Here is a 14,309-nt window from a genome sequence, read left to right as displayed (position 1 = left end):
GTGATCCTGCATCACAATTTCAGATCTTCAAATCCGGGCAATTATCAGGAATATTGATGATCTGAAGTTATGGAGAGCCCATGCTCGAGAAAATACCCCTGGAAGCCTTCCGCGTCTTCGACGCCGCCGCCCGCGCGATGAATTTCTCCAGCGCCGGCCGAGAGCTGAACATCACCCAGGCCGCGGTCAGTCGCCGCATCAAGGGACTGGAGGACCACCTCGGCGCGACGTTGTTTACCCGGCGCGGCCGGAACCTGGCACTGACGCCGGAAGGCGAACGGCTGTTCCAACGTGTACGCGCCACGCTGGAATATCTGGAAGAGAGCCTGGAGCCCTTCCGGGCCGGCACGGGCGAGATTATCTCGATTGCAGCAAGCGGCTCCATCTCGCATCTCTGGCTCGGACAACGACTGAGGGATTTCGGTAAGGAAAGCCCTGGGATCTCCGTGCGCCTGCTGACGACAGACGTCCATTCCGAACTCGCATCGGAGAACAACGATCTCATCATCATCTATTCCACCGGCGAGCATCCGCGCTGGAGCCTGACGCCGCTGATGAAAGAGGTGCTGGTGCCCATCGCATCACCAGACTACCTGGCAATCCGCGGATTGAACCCGCAGGCATTGACGTCGGTTGATATTGCCGCGCTAGATCTTATCGATTACGAGCGTGCCAACGCCCACTGGATCAGCCTACGTCAATGGTTCGGCCGTATCGGCGACCCCTTGAAAGGCAAGCTGCCGAGACCGCGCCTTTCCTTTTCGACCTATATCATGGCTGTGGAGGCGGCGCTTAGGGGCGAAGGCATAGCGCTTGGCAGTCTCGGCCTTGTCGAAGAATATCTGCAATCCGGCGCGCTCGTCACCGTCGGTACCGACCGTGTCGAGAGCGGCTTCGGATACTATCTCGGCGCACCACGCTTCCGTTCGCTCTCTCCGGAAGCGTTGCAGTTACACCGGTTCCTGCTGCGCGGACAACAGGCCTGATGCGATTTCGGGAGGAATATCCCCGCTGCTTTCGCCGTGAGAAGTCGGAGATTTAAAGGGGTTGCGGTCGCTCACCACCTGCCCTCGTGGTTCGAGGGCGCTTACGCGCCACCTCATCATGAGGGCTAACCCGCTATGCCAGACCTCATACTCGACAAACCTCACGCCATTGGAACTAGCTTATGCTACGACGCCCGCTCCATCCTCACCCTGAGGGGGAAGCTCCTGAGCTTGTCGAAGGGGCGAAGCCTCGAAGGGCGAGAATGGCCCCCAGGCCCTCTGACAAAAAAAGCGGCCCATAGGACCGCTTTCATCTCAACTATTGCATCCGGATCGCATCAATCCTGCGGGATCGAGCCGCGCAGATGCGAGAGTTCCATGATGAAATGCTCAAGGCGCGATTTGTGCTCGTGATGCTCGGCATCTTCAAGCTCGGCCTTCGCAGCATTGATGCGGCGCTCCAGCTCGTCGCGGCTCATGTCCTCGACCGTAACGGCGGATTCGGCCAACAGCGTGCAGCCCGTCGGCAGGATGTCGGCGAAACCGCCGAACACGACGTAATCCTGCTTCTTGCCCGAGGCCAGGTGCACCTTCACGACACCCGGCTTGATGGTGGTCATGGTCGGCGCGTGATGCGCCATGACAGTCATCTCGCCTTCCGAGGCAGGGATGACGACATCGATAACCTGCTCCGACAGGAGCAGGCGCTCCGGAGAAACCAGTTCGAAATTGAAATTGTCAGCCATGACCCGTCACTTCTCGATTGTCTCATTCGCAAGGCAAGGGCGCGCGGGCAATGCCGCGCGCCGATGGATTGGCCTTAGGCAGCCAGCTTCTTGGCCTTTTCGATCGCTTCTTCGATCGAGCCGACCATGTAGAAAGCGGCTTCCGGCAGGTGGTCGTATTCGCCGTTGACCAGGCCCTTGAAGCCCTTGATCGTGTCTTCGAGCGCAACGAGCTTGCCCGGCGCACCGGTGAAGGCTTCGGCGACGAAGAACGGCTGCGACAGGAAGCGCTCGATCTTGCGGGCGCGGGCAACGGCCAGTTTGTCTTCTTCGGACAGTTCGTCCATGCCGAGGATGGCGATGATGTCCTGGAGAGCCTTGTAACGCTGCAGGGTCGACTGGACCTTACGAGCGATTTCATAGTGCTCTTCGCCGACGACCATCGGGTCGAGCATGCGCGAGGTTGAGTCGAGCGGGTCGACAGCCGGGTAGATGCCCTTTTCAGCGATCGAACGCGACAGAACCGTCGTCGCGTCCAAGTGGGCGAACGAAGTAGCCGGCGCCGGGTCGGTCAAGTCGTCGGCCGGAACGTAGATGGCCTGAACCGAGGTGATCGAGCCCTTGGTCGTCGTGGTGATGCGTTCCTGCATCTGACCCATGTCAGTGGCGAGCGTCGGCTGATAGCCCACGGCCGAAGGAATACGGCCGAGCAGAGCCGACACTTCCGAGCCTGCCTGGGTGAAGCGGAAGATGTTGTCGACGAAGAACAGAACGTCCTGACCTTCATCGCGGAAGTTCTCGGCAACCGTCAGGCCGGTCAGAGCGACGCGGGCGCGGGCGCCCGGCGGTTCGTTCATCTGGCCGTAAACCAGGGCAGCCTTGGAGCCTTCGCCGCCGCCGTGCTTGTTGACGCCGGATTCAATCATTTCGTGGTAAAGGTCGTTGCCTTCACGGGTACGTTCACCCACGCCTGCGAACACCGAGTAACCACCGTGCGCCTTGGCGACGTTGTTGATCAGTTCCATGATAAGAACGGTCTTGCCGACGCCTGCGCCGCCGAACAGGCCGATCTTGCCGCCCTTTGCGTAAGGTGCGAGCAGGTCAACGACCTTGATGCCGGTGACCAGGATCTGGCCTTCGGTCGACTGCTCGACGTAAGACGGCGCGTCCTGGTGGATGGAGCGCTTATGGGTCGTGACCAGCGGGCCGGCTTCGTCGACTGGCTCGCCGATGACGTTCATGATACGACCGAGCGTTTCATGACCGACCGGAACCGAGATCGGCGCACCGGTATCCGAAACGATCTGGCCGCGAACCAGACCTTCGGTGGAGTCCATGGCGATCGTGCGGACCGAGTTTTCGCCGAGGTGCTGCGCGACTTCCAGAACAAGGCGGTTGCCGTTGTTACTGGTTTCGAGAGCATTCAGGATCTTCGGCAGATCGCCATCGAAATGAACGTCAACGACGGCGCCGATAACCTGCGTAACCTTGCCGACCGAAACTGCGGCCTGAGCTGCGTCAGCCATAATCTTACCCTCTTTTCCTAGCCTCAGAGCGCTTCCGCGCCCGAAATGATTTCAATCAATTCCTTGGTGATCTGCGCCTGACGCTGACGGTTGTAGCTCAGTGTCAGCTTGTTGATCATCTCACCAGCATTGCGCGTCGCATTGTCCATCGCACTCATCTTGGCGCCCATTTCGCCGGCAACGTTCTCAAGGAGCGCGCGGAAGACCTGGACGGAGAGGTTGCGCGGGATCAGATCCTCGAGGATCGAAGCCGCATCCGGCTCGTATTCATAAACTGCACCCTTATGGGCAGCATCTTCTTCGACGGCGGCGGGAGCCGAAGCCGGGATGAGCTGCAGCCCGGTCGGCACCTGGCTGATCACCGACTTGAACTCGGAGTAGAACAGCGTGCAGACATCGAACTCGCCGGCTTCAAACATCTCGATGATGCGCTTGCCGATGGCATCCGCATTCTCGTAGCCGATGCGCTTGACGTCGCGCAGTTCCTTGCGCTCGACGATCAGGGAAGAATACTCACGACGCAGGATGTCGTAACCCTTCTTGCCGACCGTGAAGATCTTCACTGTCTTGCCTTCGGAAAGCAGCTTGCGAATGTGATCGCGGGCAAAGCGCGCGATCTGCGAATTGAAACCACCGCAAAGGCCGCGTTCAGCCGTGCAGACCACGAGCAGATGCACATCGCTCTTGCCGGTGCCGGTCATCAGCAGAGGCGCGCCGTCAGCTTCGCTGACAGCAGCCGTGATGTTGGCAAGAACGGCGCCCATGCGCTGCGAATACGGCCGCGCGGCCTCCGCCGCCTCCTGGGCACGCCGAAGCTTCGCCGCGGCGACCATTTTCATCGCCTTGGTGATCTTCTGCGTCGCCTTGACGGAGGCGATCCGGTTTTTCAGATCCTTAAGTGAAGGCATCCGGTATCCGTCCTAGAAGTGAGGTCCGATCAGGCGAAAGACTTGGCGTAGCTGTCGAGAGCAGCCGTAAGCTTGCCCTTGGTCGCGTCGCTGATAGCCTTTTCGGTCCGGATCGTATCGAGGATCTCCTTGCCTTCCGAACGGAGGTAGGACAGCAGACCCTGTTCGAACTTGCCGACCTGCGGAACCGCGACCTTGTCGAGGTAGCCGTTGACGCCGGCAAAGATCACCGCAACCTGCTCTTCCGTCTTCAGCGGCGAGAACTGCGGCTGCTTCAGGAGTTCGGTCAGGCGGGCACCGCGGTTCAGCAGACGCTGCGTTGCGGCATCGAGGTCCGAGCCGAACTGAGCGAAGGCGGCCATTTCGCGATACTGCGAGAGTTCGCCCTTGATCGAGCCGGCAACCTGCTTCATCGCCTTGATCTGCGCGGACGAACCGACGCGCGAAACCGACAGACCGACGTTAACGGCCGGACGAATGCCCTGATAGAACAGGTCGGTTTCAAGGAAGATCTGGCCGTCGGTGATCGAGATCACGTTGGTCGGAATGAAGGCCGAAACGTCATTGCCCTGCGTTTCGATGACAGGCAGAGCGGTCAGCGAACCGGCGCCCAATTCATCGTTCATCTTGGCAGCGCGCTCGAGAAGGCGCGAATGCAGGTAGAAAACGTCGCCCGGATAGGCTTCGCGGCCCGGCGGGCGGCGCAGCAGCAGCGACATCTGGCGGTAGGAAACGGCCTGCTTCGACAGGTCGTCGTAACCGATCAGCGCATGCATGCCGTTGTCGCGGAAATATTCGCCCATGGCGCAACCGGCGAACGGAGCCAGGAACTGCATCGGAGCCGGATCGGACGCCGTGGCGGCGACGATGATCGAATACTTCAGCGCGCCGCGCTCTTCGAGCACCTTGACGAACTGAGCAACGGTCGAACGCTTCTGGCCGACGGCGACGTAGACGCAGTACAGCTTTTCGCTGTCCGGGCCGGCATCGTGGATGGCCTTCTGGTTCAGGATCGTGTCGAGAAGAATGGCGGTCTTGCCGGTCTGGCGGTCGCCGATGACGAGCTCGCGCTGGCCGCGTCCCACAGGGATCAGCGCATCGATGGCCTTGAGGCCGGTCGACATCGGCTCATGAACCGACTTGCGCGGAATGATGCCCGGAGCTTTCACGTCGACGCGCGAACGGCGGGTCGCATTGATCGGGCCTTTGCCGTCGATCGGATTGCCGAGCGCGTCGACGACGCGGCCAAGCAGTTCCGGACCGACCGGAACGTCGACGATCGCGCCGGTGCGCTTGACGGTGTCGCCTTCCTTGATGTCGCGGTCGGAGCCGAAGATGACCACACCGACGTTGTCGGCTTCAAGGTTCAGCGCCATGCCGCGGATGCCACCCGGGAATTCGACCATTTCGCCGGCCTGGACGTTATCCAGACCGTAGACGCGGGCGATGCCGTCACCGACGGAAAGAACCTGGCCGACTTCGGAGACTTCAGCTTCCTTGCCGAAATTTTTGATCTGATCTTTCAGAATTGCGGAAATTTCCGCGGCGCGGATATCCATCAGCCGACCTCTTTCAATGCAAGCTTAAGGGTGGAGAGTTTGGTGCGAAGGGACGTATCGATCTGACGCGAACCAACCTTGACGATCAGGCCGCCGAGGATCGACGGATCGACCGTGACGGCAATCGCCACGTCCTTGCCGGTGACGCCCTTCAGCGCCGCCTTCAATTCATCTTCCTGCGCTTGGGTAAGCGCATGCGCCGAGGTGACCTCGGCGGAAATCTCGCCGCGATGCTGGGCGGCGATGATACGGAAAGCCTTGATCATGCCCGGCAGCGCAAAAAGGCGCCGGTTCTTGGCCACAAGCTTCAGAAAATTGGTAACGAAGGCGCCGAAGCCAGCTTTAGTCGCCAGCGCCTCAATCGCGCCGACCTGCTCCTCAGACGAAAAGACCGGACTGAGGACGAAGCGCTTCAGATCGGCGCTGTCATCGAGCATGGCTTGGAACCGATCAAGATCGGCGGTCACTGTCGGTACTGCGCCCTCCTCAAGGGCCAATTCGAACAATGACGAGGCATATCGTTCTGCAACACCAGAAATATGCTGGGATGTGTCTGCCACGGGCACAAATTTCCCTGATTTCAACCCAAGAACTCGGCTTCCGGGTGACGGAAGCCATATATCCTTGAATTCGTTTTGATTTCCCCCAGAAATCAGCAGGAGTACGTTCCTACCTCATCCGAAATTCGGGGTTCGTCTAACATAGGATATTGAGACTCGCAACACGCGTATCCACGGAATACGCCATTCGGGTGAAATTATGATGGCAAAAATCGAAAAGCGTGGGGATAGCCGGCGAGATAACAGCCCGAGCACACCCGATTTGGCTCAAATATAGCCCAATCCATAAAGAAGAGGTAGCGCCGCCAAAACGACCTGCACAACCAGAAGGAGCAGATTGAGCCAAACGCTCCCCCGGTCGGACATGATCGAGAGAATACGGCCGAACGCGGCGACCGCGAAGGATGCTCCAAGAGCGGTATAAATCCACGTCTGCTGCAACATGATAGCAGTTAGCCCGAAGCCGATATAGAAGCCGCCCCCCGATCGACCCACCGCGTACGCATCGGGGTACCCTTCGCGCACCTGCAATCGAAGGAAGCGATAGGTGTAGCCCGGCGCGAACATCATGAAGAGGCCGATCAGCGCCGTAAACGCCGCCGAGCAAAAGGCAAGCTGCTCGCCGAATTCGGTTGGAAAATAGAATTCCATCGGTCGCCCCTAAAAGATCGATCGGTGCGCAAATCACCTGAATGAGACGGCCGACTTATGGCATGATCCGGCCGATCAGGGAAAGGCGTCGCCACCATATCAACCGGGTCAATCACAGAAAGCTCTGTGGATCGATGTCGAGCTGCACCTGCACCGAGCCGCGCTCCCTGGGCGATTGCGCCAGCATGGCCCGGAGGAACCCCTGCATGTCGGAATTGCGCCGGCCGTGCACGAGCAGCCGGAACCGGTGGCGGCCGCGCACCAGGGCAAGCGGCGCTTCGGCCGGCCCGAGCACGGAAATGCCCTGCACCTGCGGCGCGGCGTTGCGCATGCTGCGGGCATGGGTCTCCGCATCCTGGCGGGTTTCGGCCGATACGATGATCGAGGCGAGCCGGCCGAAGGGCGGCAGCACCGCCCTCTCGCGCTCGGAAATCTCGCGCTCATAGAAGGCGCCGGCATCGCCTGAGACGATCGCCTGCATGACGGGGTGCTGCGGCTGGTAGGTCTGCAGCAATCCGTGGCTCTTCAGCCCGGTTCGGCCTGCGCGTCCCGTCACCTGAGACAAAAGCTGGAATGTCCGCTCGGCGGCGCGCGGATCGCCATTGGCAAGGCCAAGATCGGCGTCGACAATGCCGACCAGCGTCATCAGCGGAAAATTGTGGCCCTTGGCGACCAACTGCGTGCCGATGACGATATCCGCCTCACCCTTGGCAATGGCTTCGAGCTCCAATCTCAGCCGCTTGACGCCGCCCATGATGTCGGAAGAAAGCATGATCGTTCGCGCTTCAGGAAAGTGCCGCTCCACTTCCTCGGCAATGCGCTCGACGCCAGGCCCGCAGGCAACGAGGTGGTCGAGCGTGCCGCATTCCGGGCAGGCTTCCGGCGTGCGCTCCGCATAGCCGCATTGATGGCACTGGATCTGCCCGCGAAACCGGTGCTCCACCAGCCAGCTTGAACATTGCGGGCACTGGAAACGATGGCCGCAAACGCGGCAAAGCGTCAGCGGCGCATAGCCGCGCCTGTTGAGGAATAGCAGCGCCTGCTCGCCCTTGGCGACCGTCTTGCCGATGGCGCGGAGCAAGACAGGCGAGAGGAAGCCGCCGCGTTCCGGCGCGTGGCGGCGCATGTCGACCAGATGCAGGTCGGGAAGGGCGGCATCGCCGAAGCGCGTCGGCAGGTGAATGGTGGTGTAGCGCCCGCTCTGTCCGTTGACCTGGCTTTCGACCGAGGGCGTGGCGGAAACCAGCACGACGGGAAAATCGCCGATGCGGCCGCGCACGACGGCCATGTCGCGCGCATTGTAATAAACGCGATCCTCCTGCTTATAGGCCGGATCATGCTCCTCATCGACGATGATCAGGCCGAGCTCCTCGAAGGGCAGGAACAGCGCCGAGCGTGCCCCGGCCACGACCCTGACCTCGCCCGTCACCGCCTGCCGCCAGACCTTCTCGCGCATACGCGGCGCGAGATCCGAGTGCCATTCCGCCGGCTTGGCGCCGAAGCGATCCTGGAAGCGCTCGAGGAAACTTGCCGTCAGCGCGATCTCGGGCAGCAGGATCAACACCTGCTTGCCGCGCCTCAGCGTTTCGGCGATTGCCTCGAAATAGACCTCCGTCTTGCCGGAGCCGGTAACGCCGTCGATCAGCGAAACCGCAAATTCGCCCTTGCGCACATCGGCCAATATCTCGTCGGCCGCTTCCTTCTGCGGCCCCTCCAGCCGCGAGCCGATATAATCCGGATCGGGCCGGGCGACGACAGGTGGCGGCGGCAGGAAGATGGTTTCGAAAATACCTTGCGAGATCAGCCCATCGACGACGCTTGTGGAAACGCCGGCCGCATGCGCCAGGCCGATGCGTGTCCATGACAGCCCGTCGGCGGCGGTCTCCATGACCTTGGCGCGCGCCGGCGTCAGCCGCTCCGGCTGCCCGCCGATGAAGCGCAACCCCTCGATCATCGGCTCGGGATCGAAGGCGGCCGGCGCGCGCAAGGCCATGCGCGCCACCAGCCCCGGCGGCGACAGCGTATAGGTGGCAACCCAATCGATGAAATCGCGCATATGCTTGCCGAGCGGCGGGCAATCGAACACACGACTGATGGGGCGAAGCTTCTTCGGATCGACGCCGCCATCCTCGTCGCCATCCCAGACGACGCCGATGACCTGCCTCGGCCCGAGCGGCACCTGCACGACAGAACCCGGCTCGACCGCCATCCCCTCAGGCACCGCATAGGAATAGGCCTTCGGCGCCGGCAGCGGCACCAAAACCGGAACCGTGCGGCTCATCACAAGTTTCGCGGGCGCAGCCTCGAAAAGCGCACCGAACAGATCGGAAGAATCTTTATTCATTGCGCCAGACCATGCCCCGGACGGGCACAAAAGAAAACCCGGATTGCCGGATTGCTACTATTCGTCTTCATCATCGATCACACCGGTCAGCCGCATGCCGTCGATCCAGGTGGCACCGTCTTCGCGGATCACCCGGCGCGGCCGCACGCCGCAACGCTCGCGCACGGCAGCGGCCAGAACCTCGGAATGGGTGACGATCCAGATCTGGCTGGTCTTGGCCGCTTGCGCGATCATCTCGGCAAGCGGCACCAGCATGTCGGGATGCAGGCTCGCCTCCGGCTCGTTGAGCGCAATCAGCGGCGGCAGGCGATAGGACATCAGCGCAGCCGCCAGGCCGAGGAAACGGATCTGGCCGTCGGACAATTCGCGCGGCTGGAAGACGCGATTGGGGAATTCGGGCAGCATCAGGCCGAAATCCGCCGTTTCCTGCGGCTCCGGCACGACGAGGCGCGCCCCACCAAGGGCGGCGGCAATGACGCGATCGAGTTCGACGGTATCTTCGCGTGTGTGGACAAGCGTGGCGAAGACGGCAGCGATATTGGCGCCGTCCTCGTCCAGCATCGGAGAGGTCACTGCAAGGCAGGGCGCGCGCAGCGGCGAGCCGCGATCGGTGCGAAAGCCATGGTAGAACCGCCAGGCATCGACGGCCCGTCGGAACGTGCCGACCTCCGGATAATATCCGGCATCGCCGAGCAGAGCGATCGCCGTTTCGGATGTCAGCGCCTGCTCGGGATGCGCCTGCATGCGGCCATTCTCGCCACGAACGGAAATGCCCGGTCCGTCGCGCTTCATCATCGTCACCGACCGCCGGCCCGTTTCGATCGACAATTCCTCAGCCTTGACTTGCGGCTCCAATGGAAAGCCGGCAGAGGCAAGCGGCGGCCGCATGCCGGCCTCGATCCAATAGCGGAAAGTCGCTGCCCTCTCCATGTCGAGCAGTTCGACATCGAAACGGATGCGGGCTGATTCATGCGAGCGCCGCTTGCCCGACCACATGGCCGAGAACATGCCGCCCTCGCTGGAAATCTCATGCGCCAGCCGCCCACGGACCGCCGCCTGCACGAGCTGCAGCGAACGATAGAGATTGGATTTGCCGACGCCATTCTCGCCGATGAACAGGTTGACATCGGCGAGATCCATTCGGATCGAACGCAAAGAGCGGTAATTCTGGGCGAACATCGAGCGAAGTTGCATGCCCCGGTCTAGCCGATTCCCGATTTAAAGAGAATGCGCGGCCAAGGCCTCGTCCTGCTGCCTGGGCGAAACGAGCGGCGAGAACCTCGCATTGCCGTCAGCCGCGAGATCGACGACCGTGTGCTTCTCCAGCGCTTTCGTCACCTCGTTGACGTCGCCGTCGAGATGCTCGACGGGAATGAGATTGCCGACGAGGAAGTCGAACTGGTCGCCGCGCTTGTTCAGAAGCTCGTGAAAGACAGTCATATCGCGCAGCTCGGTTGACCATCTGGCGAGCCAGTAGAACAGGCCGGAATTGCGCGCCGTCAGGTGCACCGGCAGGATCGGCAGATTGTATTTGCGCGCCAGACCCACGGCGGATGTCTTCCACGGACGCTCGTTCAGCTTGCCGTCCGCCCAATAGGCGATGCGGCCGGACGGAAAAAGCACGGTGACCTTGCCGTCGGCGACGGCGCGATTGGTCAGCTGCAGCGTCTCGCGCGTCTTCGGCTTGCTCTTGTGCTCCTCTCGCCATTCCACCGGAATGATCATCTCGGCGAAACGCGGATTGACGCGCACGGCATCGCGATTGGCAAAGATCATCATGTCGGGCCGGCGCGATTTCAGGAGATCGAAAACGGCGACGCCGTCGGCAATGCCGGTGGGATGATTGCTGACGAGAATGAAACCGCCGGATGCCGGGATGCGATCGGCGTGGGTGACGTCGATGTCGAGCTGGAGCAGATCGCTCATATATTCGAAGCATTGAAAGCCGGACAACTTGGCGACATCATTGGCGAATTCGATCGCCTTGTTGTAGCGCAGCAGCGTGTAGAGAAAGGGGCGCATGACCGGCCAGAGCGGATTGCGAACGATCTTTTCGCCACGTTCGGCGATCAGCATATCGACAATATGTCCCGGCTGACCCTGCGACACCAAAGCGATCGCTTCTGCAATCTGTCCCAATGCAGTTATCGAACCGCGGCGTGCCATGAAGTATCCTGAATGGTTGGGGTATATTCTATTGCAACCGAATATGATCGAAGCATGACAAGCGCCTCGCATATAGCCGCCAAATCATCGGGGATTTAGGAACGGGCCCATATGCAGTTTTTTGGAGTGCCGTTGCTCCCGCAGCACATCGGAAATGCAAGCAGTGCAACGGGAAAGTTAGTGATTCCATAACCTTCCCTAATTCAAAGTGGCAGAAGGAATCTGAATTTCAAGGGGTTTTCCACTGAACGAATTGTTGATCATTGCCGACTCAAGGTTGATGGCGGAGCGTAGCCGCTGGCTCGACGCGCTCGGTCAGGAGCGGCGGCTCTCCGCCCACACGCTGAATGCCTATGAGCGCGACACGCGGCAATTCCTCACCTTTCTCACCGGCCATCTCGGCGGCCCGGCAACGATCGCGGATATCCACGCGCTGCGCCCCGCCGATTTTCGCGGTTTTCTCGCCGCGCGCCGAAAAGAAGGGGCCGGCGCCCGTTCGCTCGGGCGCAATCTTGCCGGCCTTCGTTCGCTGCTGCGCTATCTCGAAAAGAAGGGCCTGGTGAATGCCGCAGGCGCGGCGGCCGTGCGCTCGCCGAAACAGCCGAAATCGCTTCCCAAGCCGCTTTCCGATACGCAGGCCATCACGGTGGTCAGCGATGAGGTACAGTTGCATGAGGAGCCATGGATCGCTGCGCGCGATGCGGCCGTGCTGACCCTGCTCTACGGCTGCGGCCTGCGCATTTCCGAAGCGCTGGATCTGAAGCCGCAGGATATGCCGCCGGGCGCGACTGCGCTGCGCATCACCGGCAAGGGCAACAAGACGCGGCTGGTGCCGCTACTATCAATCGTCGTCGAGGCGGTCGATCGCTATCGCGCGCTCTGTCCCTATCATCTCGACGCGGACGGCCCCCTCTTTCGCGGCGCGCGCGGCGGCAAGCTGCAGCCGGGCATCATCCAGCACGGCATGCAGAAACTGCGCAGCGCCTTCGGCTTGCCCGATACCGCAACGCCGCATGCCTTGCGCCACTCCTTCGCGACGCATCTGCTGGCGGGCGGAGGGGACCTGCGCACCATCCAGGAATTGCTCGGCCATGCCAGCCTGTCGACGACGCAGGTCTATACCGGCGTCGATTCCTCACGGCTTCTGGAAGTCTACGATCGCGCCCATCCGCGAGCGTAAGAAAAGATTAACCCCTTGCGTTAAGGGAATATGCGTTTCGCAAGGATAGAGCAGAAACATGTTTCGACATGCCTCCCGAAAGCCGCTTTCAAGCTTTAGAAGTCATGTCCTCTGTCAGCGGAAGGTTTAGATGATTTCTGCCCTCGGATCCAGGACGATGCGGTCACCGACGCCGGCGATCGGTGGCATGCTCCTTTGGCTCGCCACGGCCTTTCCGCTGATGCTGGCGATCATATTGATCGCAACCATGCTGACGCTGCAATCGGCGCACGCCGATGAGACGGTGTCCGACAGCTGCGGCGGGAAGGATCTGATGGCGGAGCTGCAGAAAAGCGATCCGGCCAAATACGCCTCCATCATCGCGGCAGGCGACAAGGTGGAGAATGGCAAAGGCATCTTCTGGAAGATCGAGAAATCAGGCCTGAAGCCTTCCTGGCTGCTCGGCACCATGCATGTCTCGGATTCGCGCGTGCTCACCATGCCGAAGGGCGCGCCGGAGGCCGTAGCGGCCGCCGATACGATCGTCGTCGAATCCGACGAAATTCTCGATGACAAGAGGGCAGCCGCGGCCCTCTTCGCCAATCCGTCGCTGACGATGCTCACCGACGGCTCGACCATCAGCCAGCATCTGTCGCCCGAGGATAACGCCAAGCTCGAAGCGGGACTGAAGGCGCGCGGCATTGCGCTTGCCGCTGTCTCCCGCATGCAACCCTGGCTGATTTCGAGCTCTTTCGAGATGACCGGCTGCGAAATCCACCGCAAGACCGCCGGCGCGAAATTCCTCGACCAGAAGCTGGCAAGCGACGCCGCCGCCGAGGGCAAGCAGGTCAAGGGCCTGGAGACGCTGGCCGAGCAGGCCAAGGCCATGAGCGATCTGCCGATCGCGCTGCATCTGAAGTCGCTGATCCAGACGCTCGAACTCGGCGACAAGATCAACGACGTCAACGAAACGATGACCGATCTCTATCGTGCCGGCAATATCGGCGCGATGATCCCGATGCTGAAGGTAATCGAGCCGGACCAGAACATCTCTGACGACGACACGGCGGCCTTCGAGCAGCGCATCATCCTCGATCGCAACAAGGTGATGGCCGAACGCTCCGCACCGATCCTCGACAAGGGCAACGCCTTCATCGCCGTCGGCGCGCTGCATCTGGCCGGCGACCAGGGCCTGGTAGCGCTGCTGCGCAAGCAAGGCTTCACGGTAACGGCAGTAAACTGACCGCGCTCATCCGTCTGCCGAAATTGGCGAGCATTGTTATGACGATCAGCCGGTGGAATGGTGTAATCAGCGCTATATAGATCCGCCCGAGCCATATCTTTCGCCTGACCAGTGTCGTCGCATCGACCAGCCGACGCCCCTGGTCGTCGTGCCGCACGTCGATGACGACACGAAAATCGAGGTGGCGATCATCGAACCCCAGAACGACTTGATTGTCCGACTTGCTGACGACCGGAAAGAACCCGATCGTTTCCAGCTCACCCGCCACCAGGCTACGGCTGGATCTCAATCCGAACAGATCAGTCACGGCGTCGCGCAGCCGCACCAATAGCCGCACCCACAGCGGAAACCGGCCAAGCATGGCATGCGCAGCCGTAATTGCCGTAAAATCCGATCTCGCGACCTGCAGCTCATAGCAATCCGCCCAATCCGCACCCGGCAGCGCGGGATGCGGCATATACGGTATCACCATCCGAGGCCTT

13 protein-coding genes are annotated in these 14,309 nt (G+C 61.2%); 3 read left to right on the top strand and 10 right to left on the bottom strand.

The window, feature by feature from the left end; all coding sequences use genetic code 11:
- Positions 1-80: 80 nt before the first annotated feature.
- The gene (locus tag FHT29_RS15845) at positions 81-986 is read left to right on the top strand and encodes a LysR substrate-binding domain-containing protein (protein WP_037196780.1); all 906 of its coding nucleotides are present in this window, start codon (positions 81-83) and stop codon (positions 984-986) included.
- 338 nt (positions 987-1,324) lie between these two features.
- On the opposite strand, the gene FHT29_RS15840 is transcribed toward FHT29_RS15845, so the two are convergent.
- The 9 genes from FHT29_RS15840 to FHT29_RS15800 form a co-directional block, all read right to left on the bottom strand.
- On the bottom strand, positions 1,325-1,732 hold the full coding sequence (locus tag FHT29_RS15840; protein WP_034511671.1) for a F0F1 ATP synthase subunit epsilon: 408 nt from the start codon (positions 1,730-1,732) through the stop codon (positions 1,325-1,327).
- Positions 1,733-1,806: 74 nt separating this feature from the next.
- Positions 1,807-3,237 (bottom strand): F0F1 ATP synthase subunit beta, encoded by a 1,431-nt coding sequence (gene atpD / locus FHT29_RS15835; RefSeq protein WP_047553576.1) that lies wholly within the window; start codon positions 3,235-3,237, stop codon positions 1,807-1,809.
- A 23-nt stretch (positions 3,238-3,260) separates the two neighbouring features.
- Positions 3,261-4,145: a F0F1 ATP synthase subunit gamma gene (locus FHT29_RS15830; RefSeq protein ID WP_037196784.1), complete on the bottom strand. Its 885-nt coding sequence runs from the start codon at positions 4,143-4,145 to the stop codon at positions 3,261-3,263.
- A gap of 29 nt (positions 4,146-4,174) precedes the next feature.
- Complete coding sequence (gene atpA, locus FHT29_RS15825) at positions 4,175-5,704, bottom strand: F0F1 ATP synthase subunit alpha (protein ID WP_037196785.1); 1,530 nt, start codon at positions 5,702-5,704, stop codon at positions 4,175-4,177.
- Positions 5,704-6,270: a F0F1 ATP synthase subunit delta gene (locus FHT29_RS15820; protein ID WP_080760447.1), complete on the bottom strand. Its 567-nt coding sequence runs from the start codon at positions 6,268-6,270 to the stop codon at positions 5,704-5,706. Before FHT29_RS15820 ends, atpA begins: the two co-directional genes overlap by 1 nt.
- A gap of 261 nt (positions 6,271-6,531) precedes the next feature.
- Positions 6,532-6,915, bottom strand: a complete 384-nt coding sequence (locus tag FHT29_RS15815; protein WP_047553580.1) for a hypothetical protein — start codon at positions 6,913-6,915, stop codon at positions 6,532-6,534.
- Positions 6,916-7,027: 112 nt separating this feature from the next.
- Positions 7,028-9,259, bottom strand: coding sequence for a primosomal protein N' (locus FHT29_RS15810; protein WP_047553582.1), 2,232 nt, complete (start codon positions 9,257-9,259; stop codon positions 7,028-7,030).
- 57 nt (positions 9,260-9,316) lie between these two features.
- Positions 9,317-10,453: an AAA family ATPase gene (locus FHT29_RS15805; protein WP_047553584.1), complete on the bottom strand. Its 1,137-nt coding sequence runs from the start codon at positions 10,451-10,453 to the stop codon at positions 9,317-9,319.
- A gap of 24 nt (positions 10,454-10,477) precedes the next feature.
- Entirely contained in the window at positions 10,478-11,425 is a 948-nt protein-coding gene (locus FHT29_RS15800) for a 1-acyl-sn-glycerol-3-phosphate acyltransferase (protein ID WP_047553586.1), read from the bottom strand.
- Positions 11,426-11,669: 244 nt separating this feature from the next.
- Between FHT29_RS15800 and FHT29_RS15795 the strand changes: the two genes are divergently transcribed.
- Entirely contained in the window at positions 11,670-12,605 is a 936-nt protein-coding gene (locus tag FHT29_RS15795; RefSeq protein WP_047553589.1) for a tyrosine recombinase XerC, read from the top strand.
- A gap of 130 nt (positions 12,606-12,735) precedes the next feature.
- The gene (locus FHT29_RS15790) at positions 12,736-13,827 is read left to right on the top strand and encodes a TraB/GumN family protein (protein WP_168599835.1); all 1,092 of its coding nucleotides are present in this window, start codon (positions 12,736-12,738) and stop codon (positions 13,825-13,827) included.
- Here the strand turns inward: FHT29_RS15790 and FHT29_RS15785 are convergent.
- The gene (locus FHT29_RS15785; protein WP_246703040.1) at positions 13,805-14,284 is read right to left on the bottom strand and encodes a DUF2867 domain-containing protein; all 480 of its coding nucleotides are present in this window, start codon (positions 14,282-14,284) and stop codon (positions 13,805-13,807) included. The two genes, FHT29_RS15790 and FHT29_RS15785, sit on opposite strands and share 23 nt — an antisense overlap.
- Positions 14,285-14,309 lie beyond the last annotated feature (25 nt).

Origin of the sequence: Rhizobium sp. SG741, assembly GCF_012275435.1 — a bacterium.
Taxonomy (GTDB): domain Bacteria; phylum Pseudomonadota; class Alphaproteobacteria; order Rhizobiales; family Rhizobiaceae; genus Rhizobium; species Rhizobium lusitanum.
The sequence above is the reverse complement of the archived record's forward strand: the minus strand, read 5'-3'. Positions and strand labels throughout refer to the sequence as shown.

What these genes read in the sequence shown, in the direction of transcription:
- FHT29_RS15800 (WP_047553586.1), bottom strand. Translation starts at nt 11,425, where the DNA reads ATGGCACGCCGCGGTTCGATAACTGCATTGGGACAGATTGCAGAAGCG.
- FHT29_RS15845 (WP_037196780.1), top strand. Translation starts at nt 81, where the DNA reads ATGCTCGAGAAAATACCCCTGGAAGCCTTCCGCGTCTTCGACGCCGCC.
- atpA (WP_037196785.1), bottom strand. Translation starts at nt 5,704, where the DNA reads ATGGATATCCGCGCCGCGGAAATTTCCGCAATTCTGAAAGATCAGATC.
- FHT29_RS15805 (WP_047553584.1), bottom strand. Translation starts at nt 10,453, where the DNA reads ATGCAACTTCGCTCGATGTTCGCCCAGAATTACCGCTCTTTGCGTTCG.
- FHT29_RS15790 (WP_168599835.1), top strand. Translation starts at nt 12,736, where the DNA reads ATGATTTCTGCCCTCGGATCCAGGACGATGCGGTCACCGACGCCGGCG.
- FHT29_RS15830 (WP_037196784.1), bottom strand. Translation starts at nt 4,145, where the DNA reads ATGCCTTCACTTAAGGATCTGAAAAACCGGATCGCCTCCGTCAAGGCG.
- FHT29_RS15785 (WP_246703040.1), bottom strand. Translation starts at nt 14,284, where the DNA reads ATGCCGCATCCCGCGCTGCCGGGTGCGGATTGGGCGGATTGCTATGAG.
- FHT29_RS15840 (WP_034511671.1), bottom strand. Translation starts at nt 1,732, where the DNA reads ATGGCTGACAATTTCAATTTCGAACTGGTTTCTCCGGAGCGCCTGCTC.
- FHT29_RS15815 (WP_047553580.1), bottom strand. Translation starts at nt 6,915, where the DNA reads ATGGAATTCTATTTTCCAACCGAATTCGGCGAGCAGCTTGCCTTTTGC.
- atpD (WP_047553576.1), bottom strand. Translation starts at nt 3,237, where the DNA reads ATGGCTGACGCAGCTCAGGCCGCAGTTTCGGTCGGCAAGGTTACGCAG.
- FHT29_RS15810 (WP_047553582.1), bottom strand. Translation starts at nt 9,259, where the DNA reads ATGAATAAAGATTCTTCCGATCTGTTCGGTGCGCTTTTCGAGGCTGCG.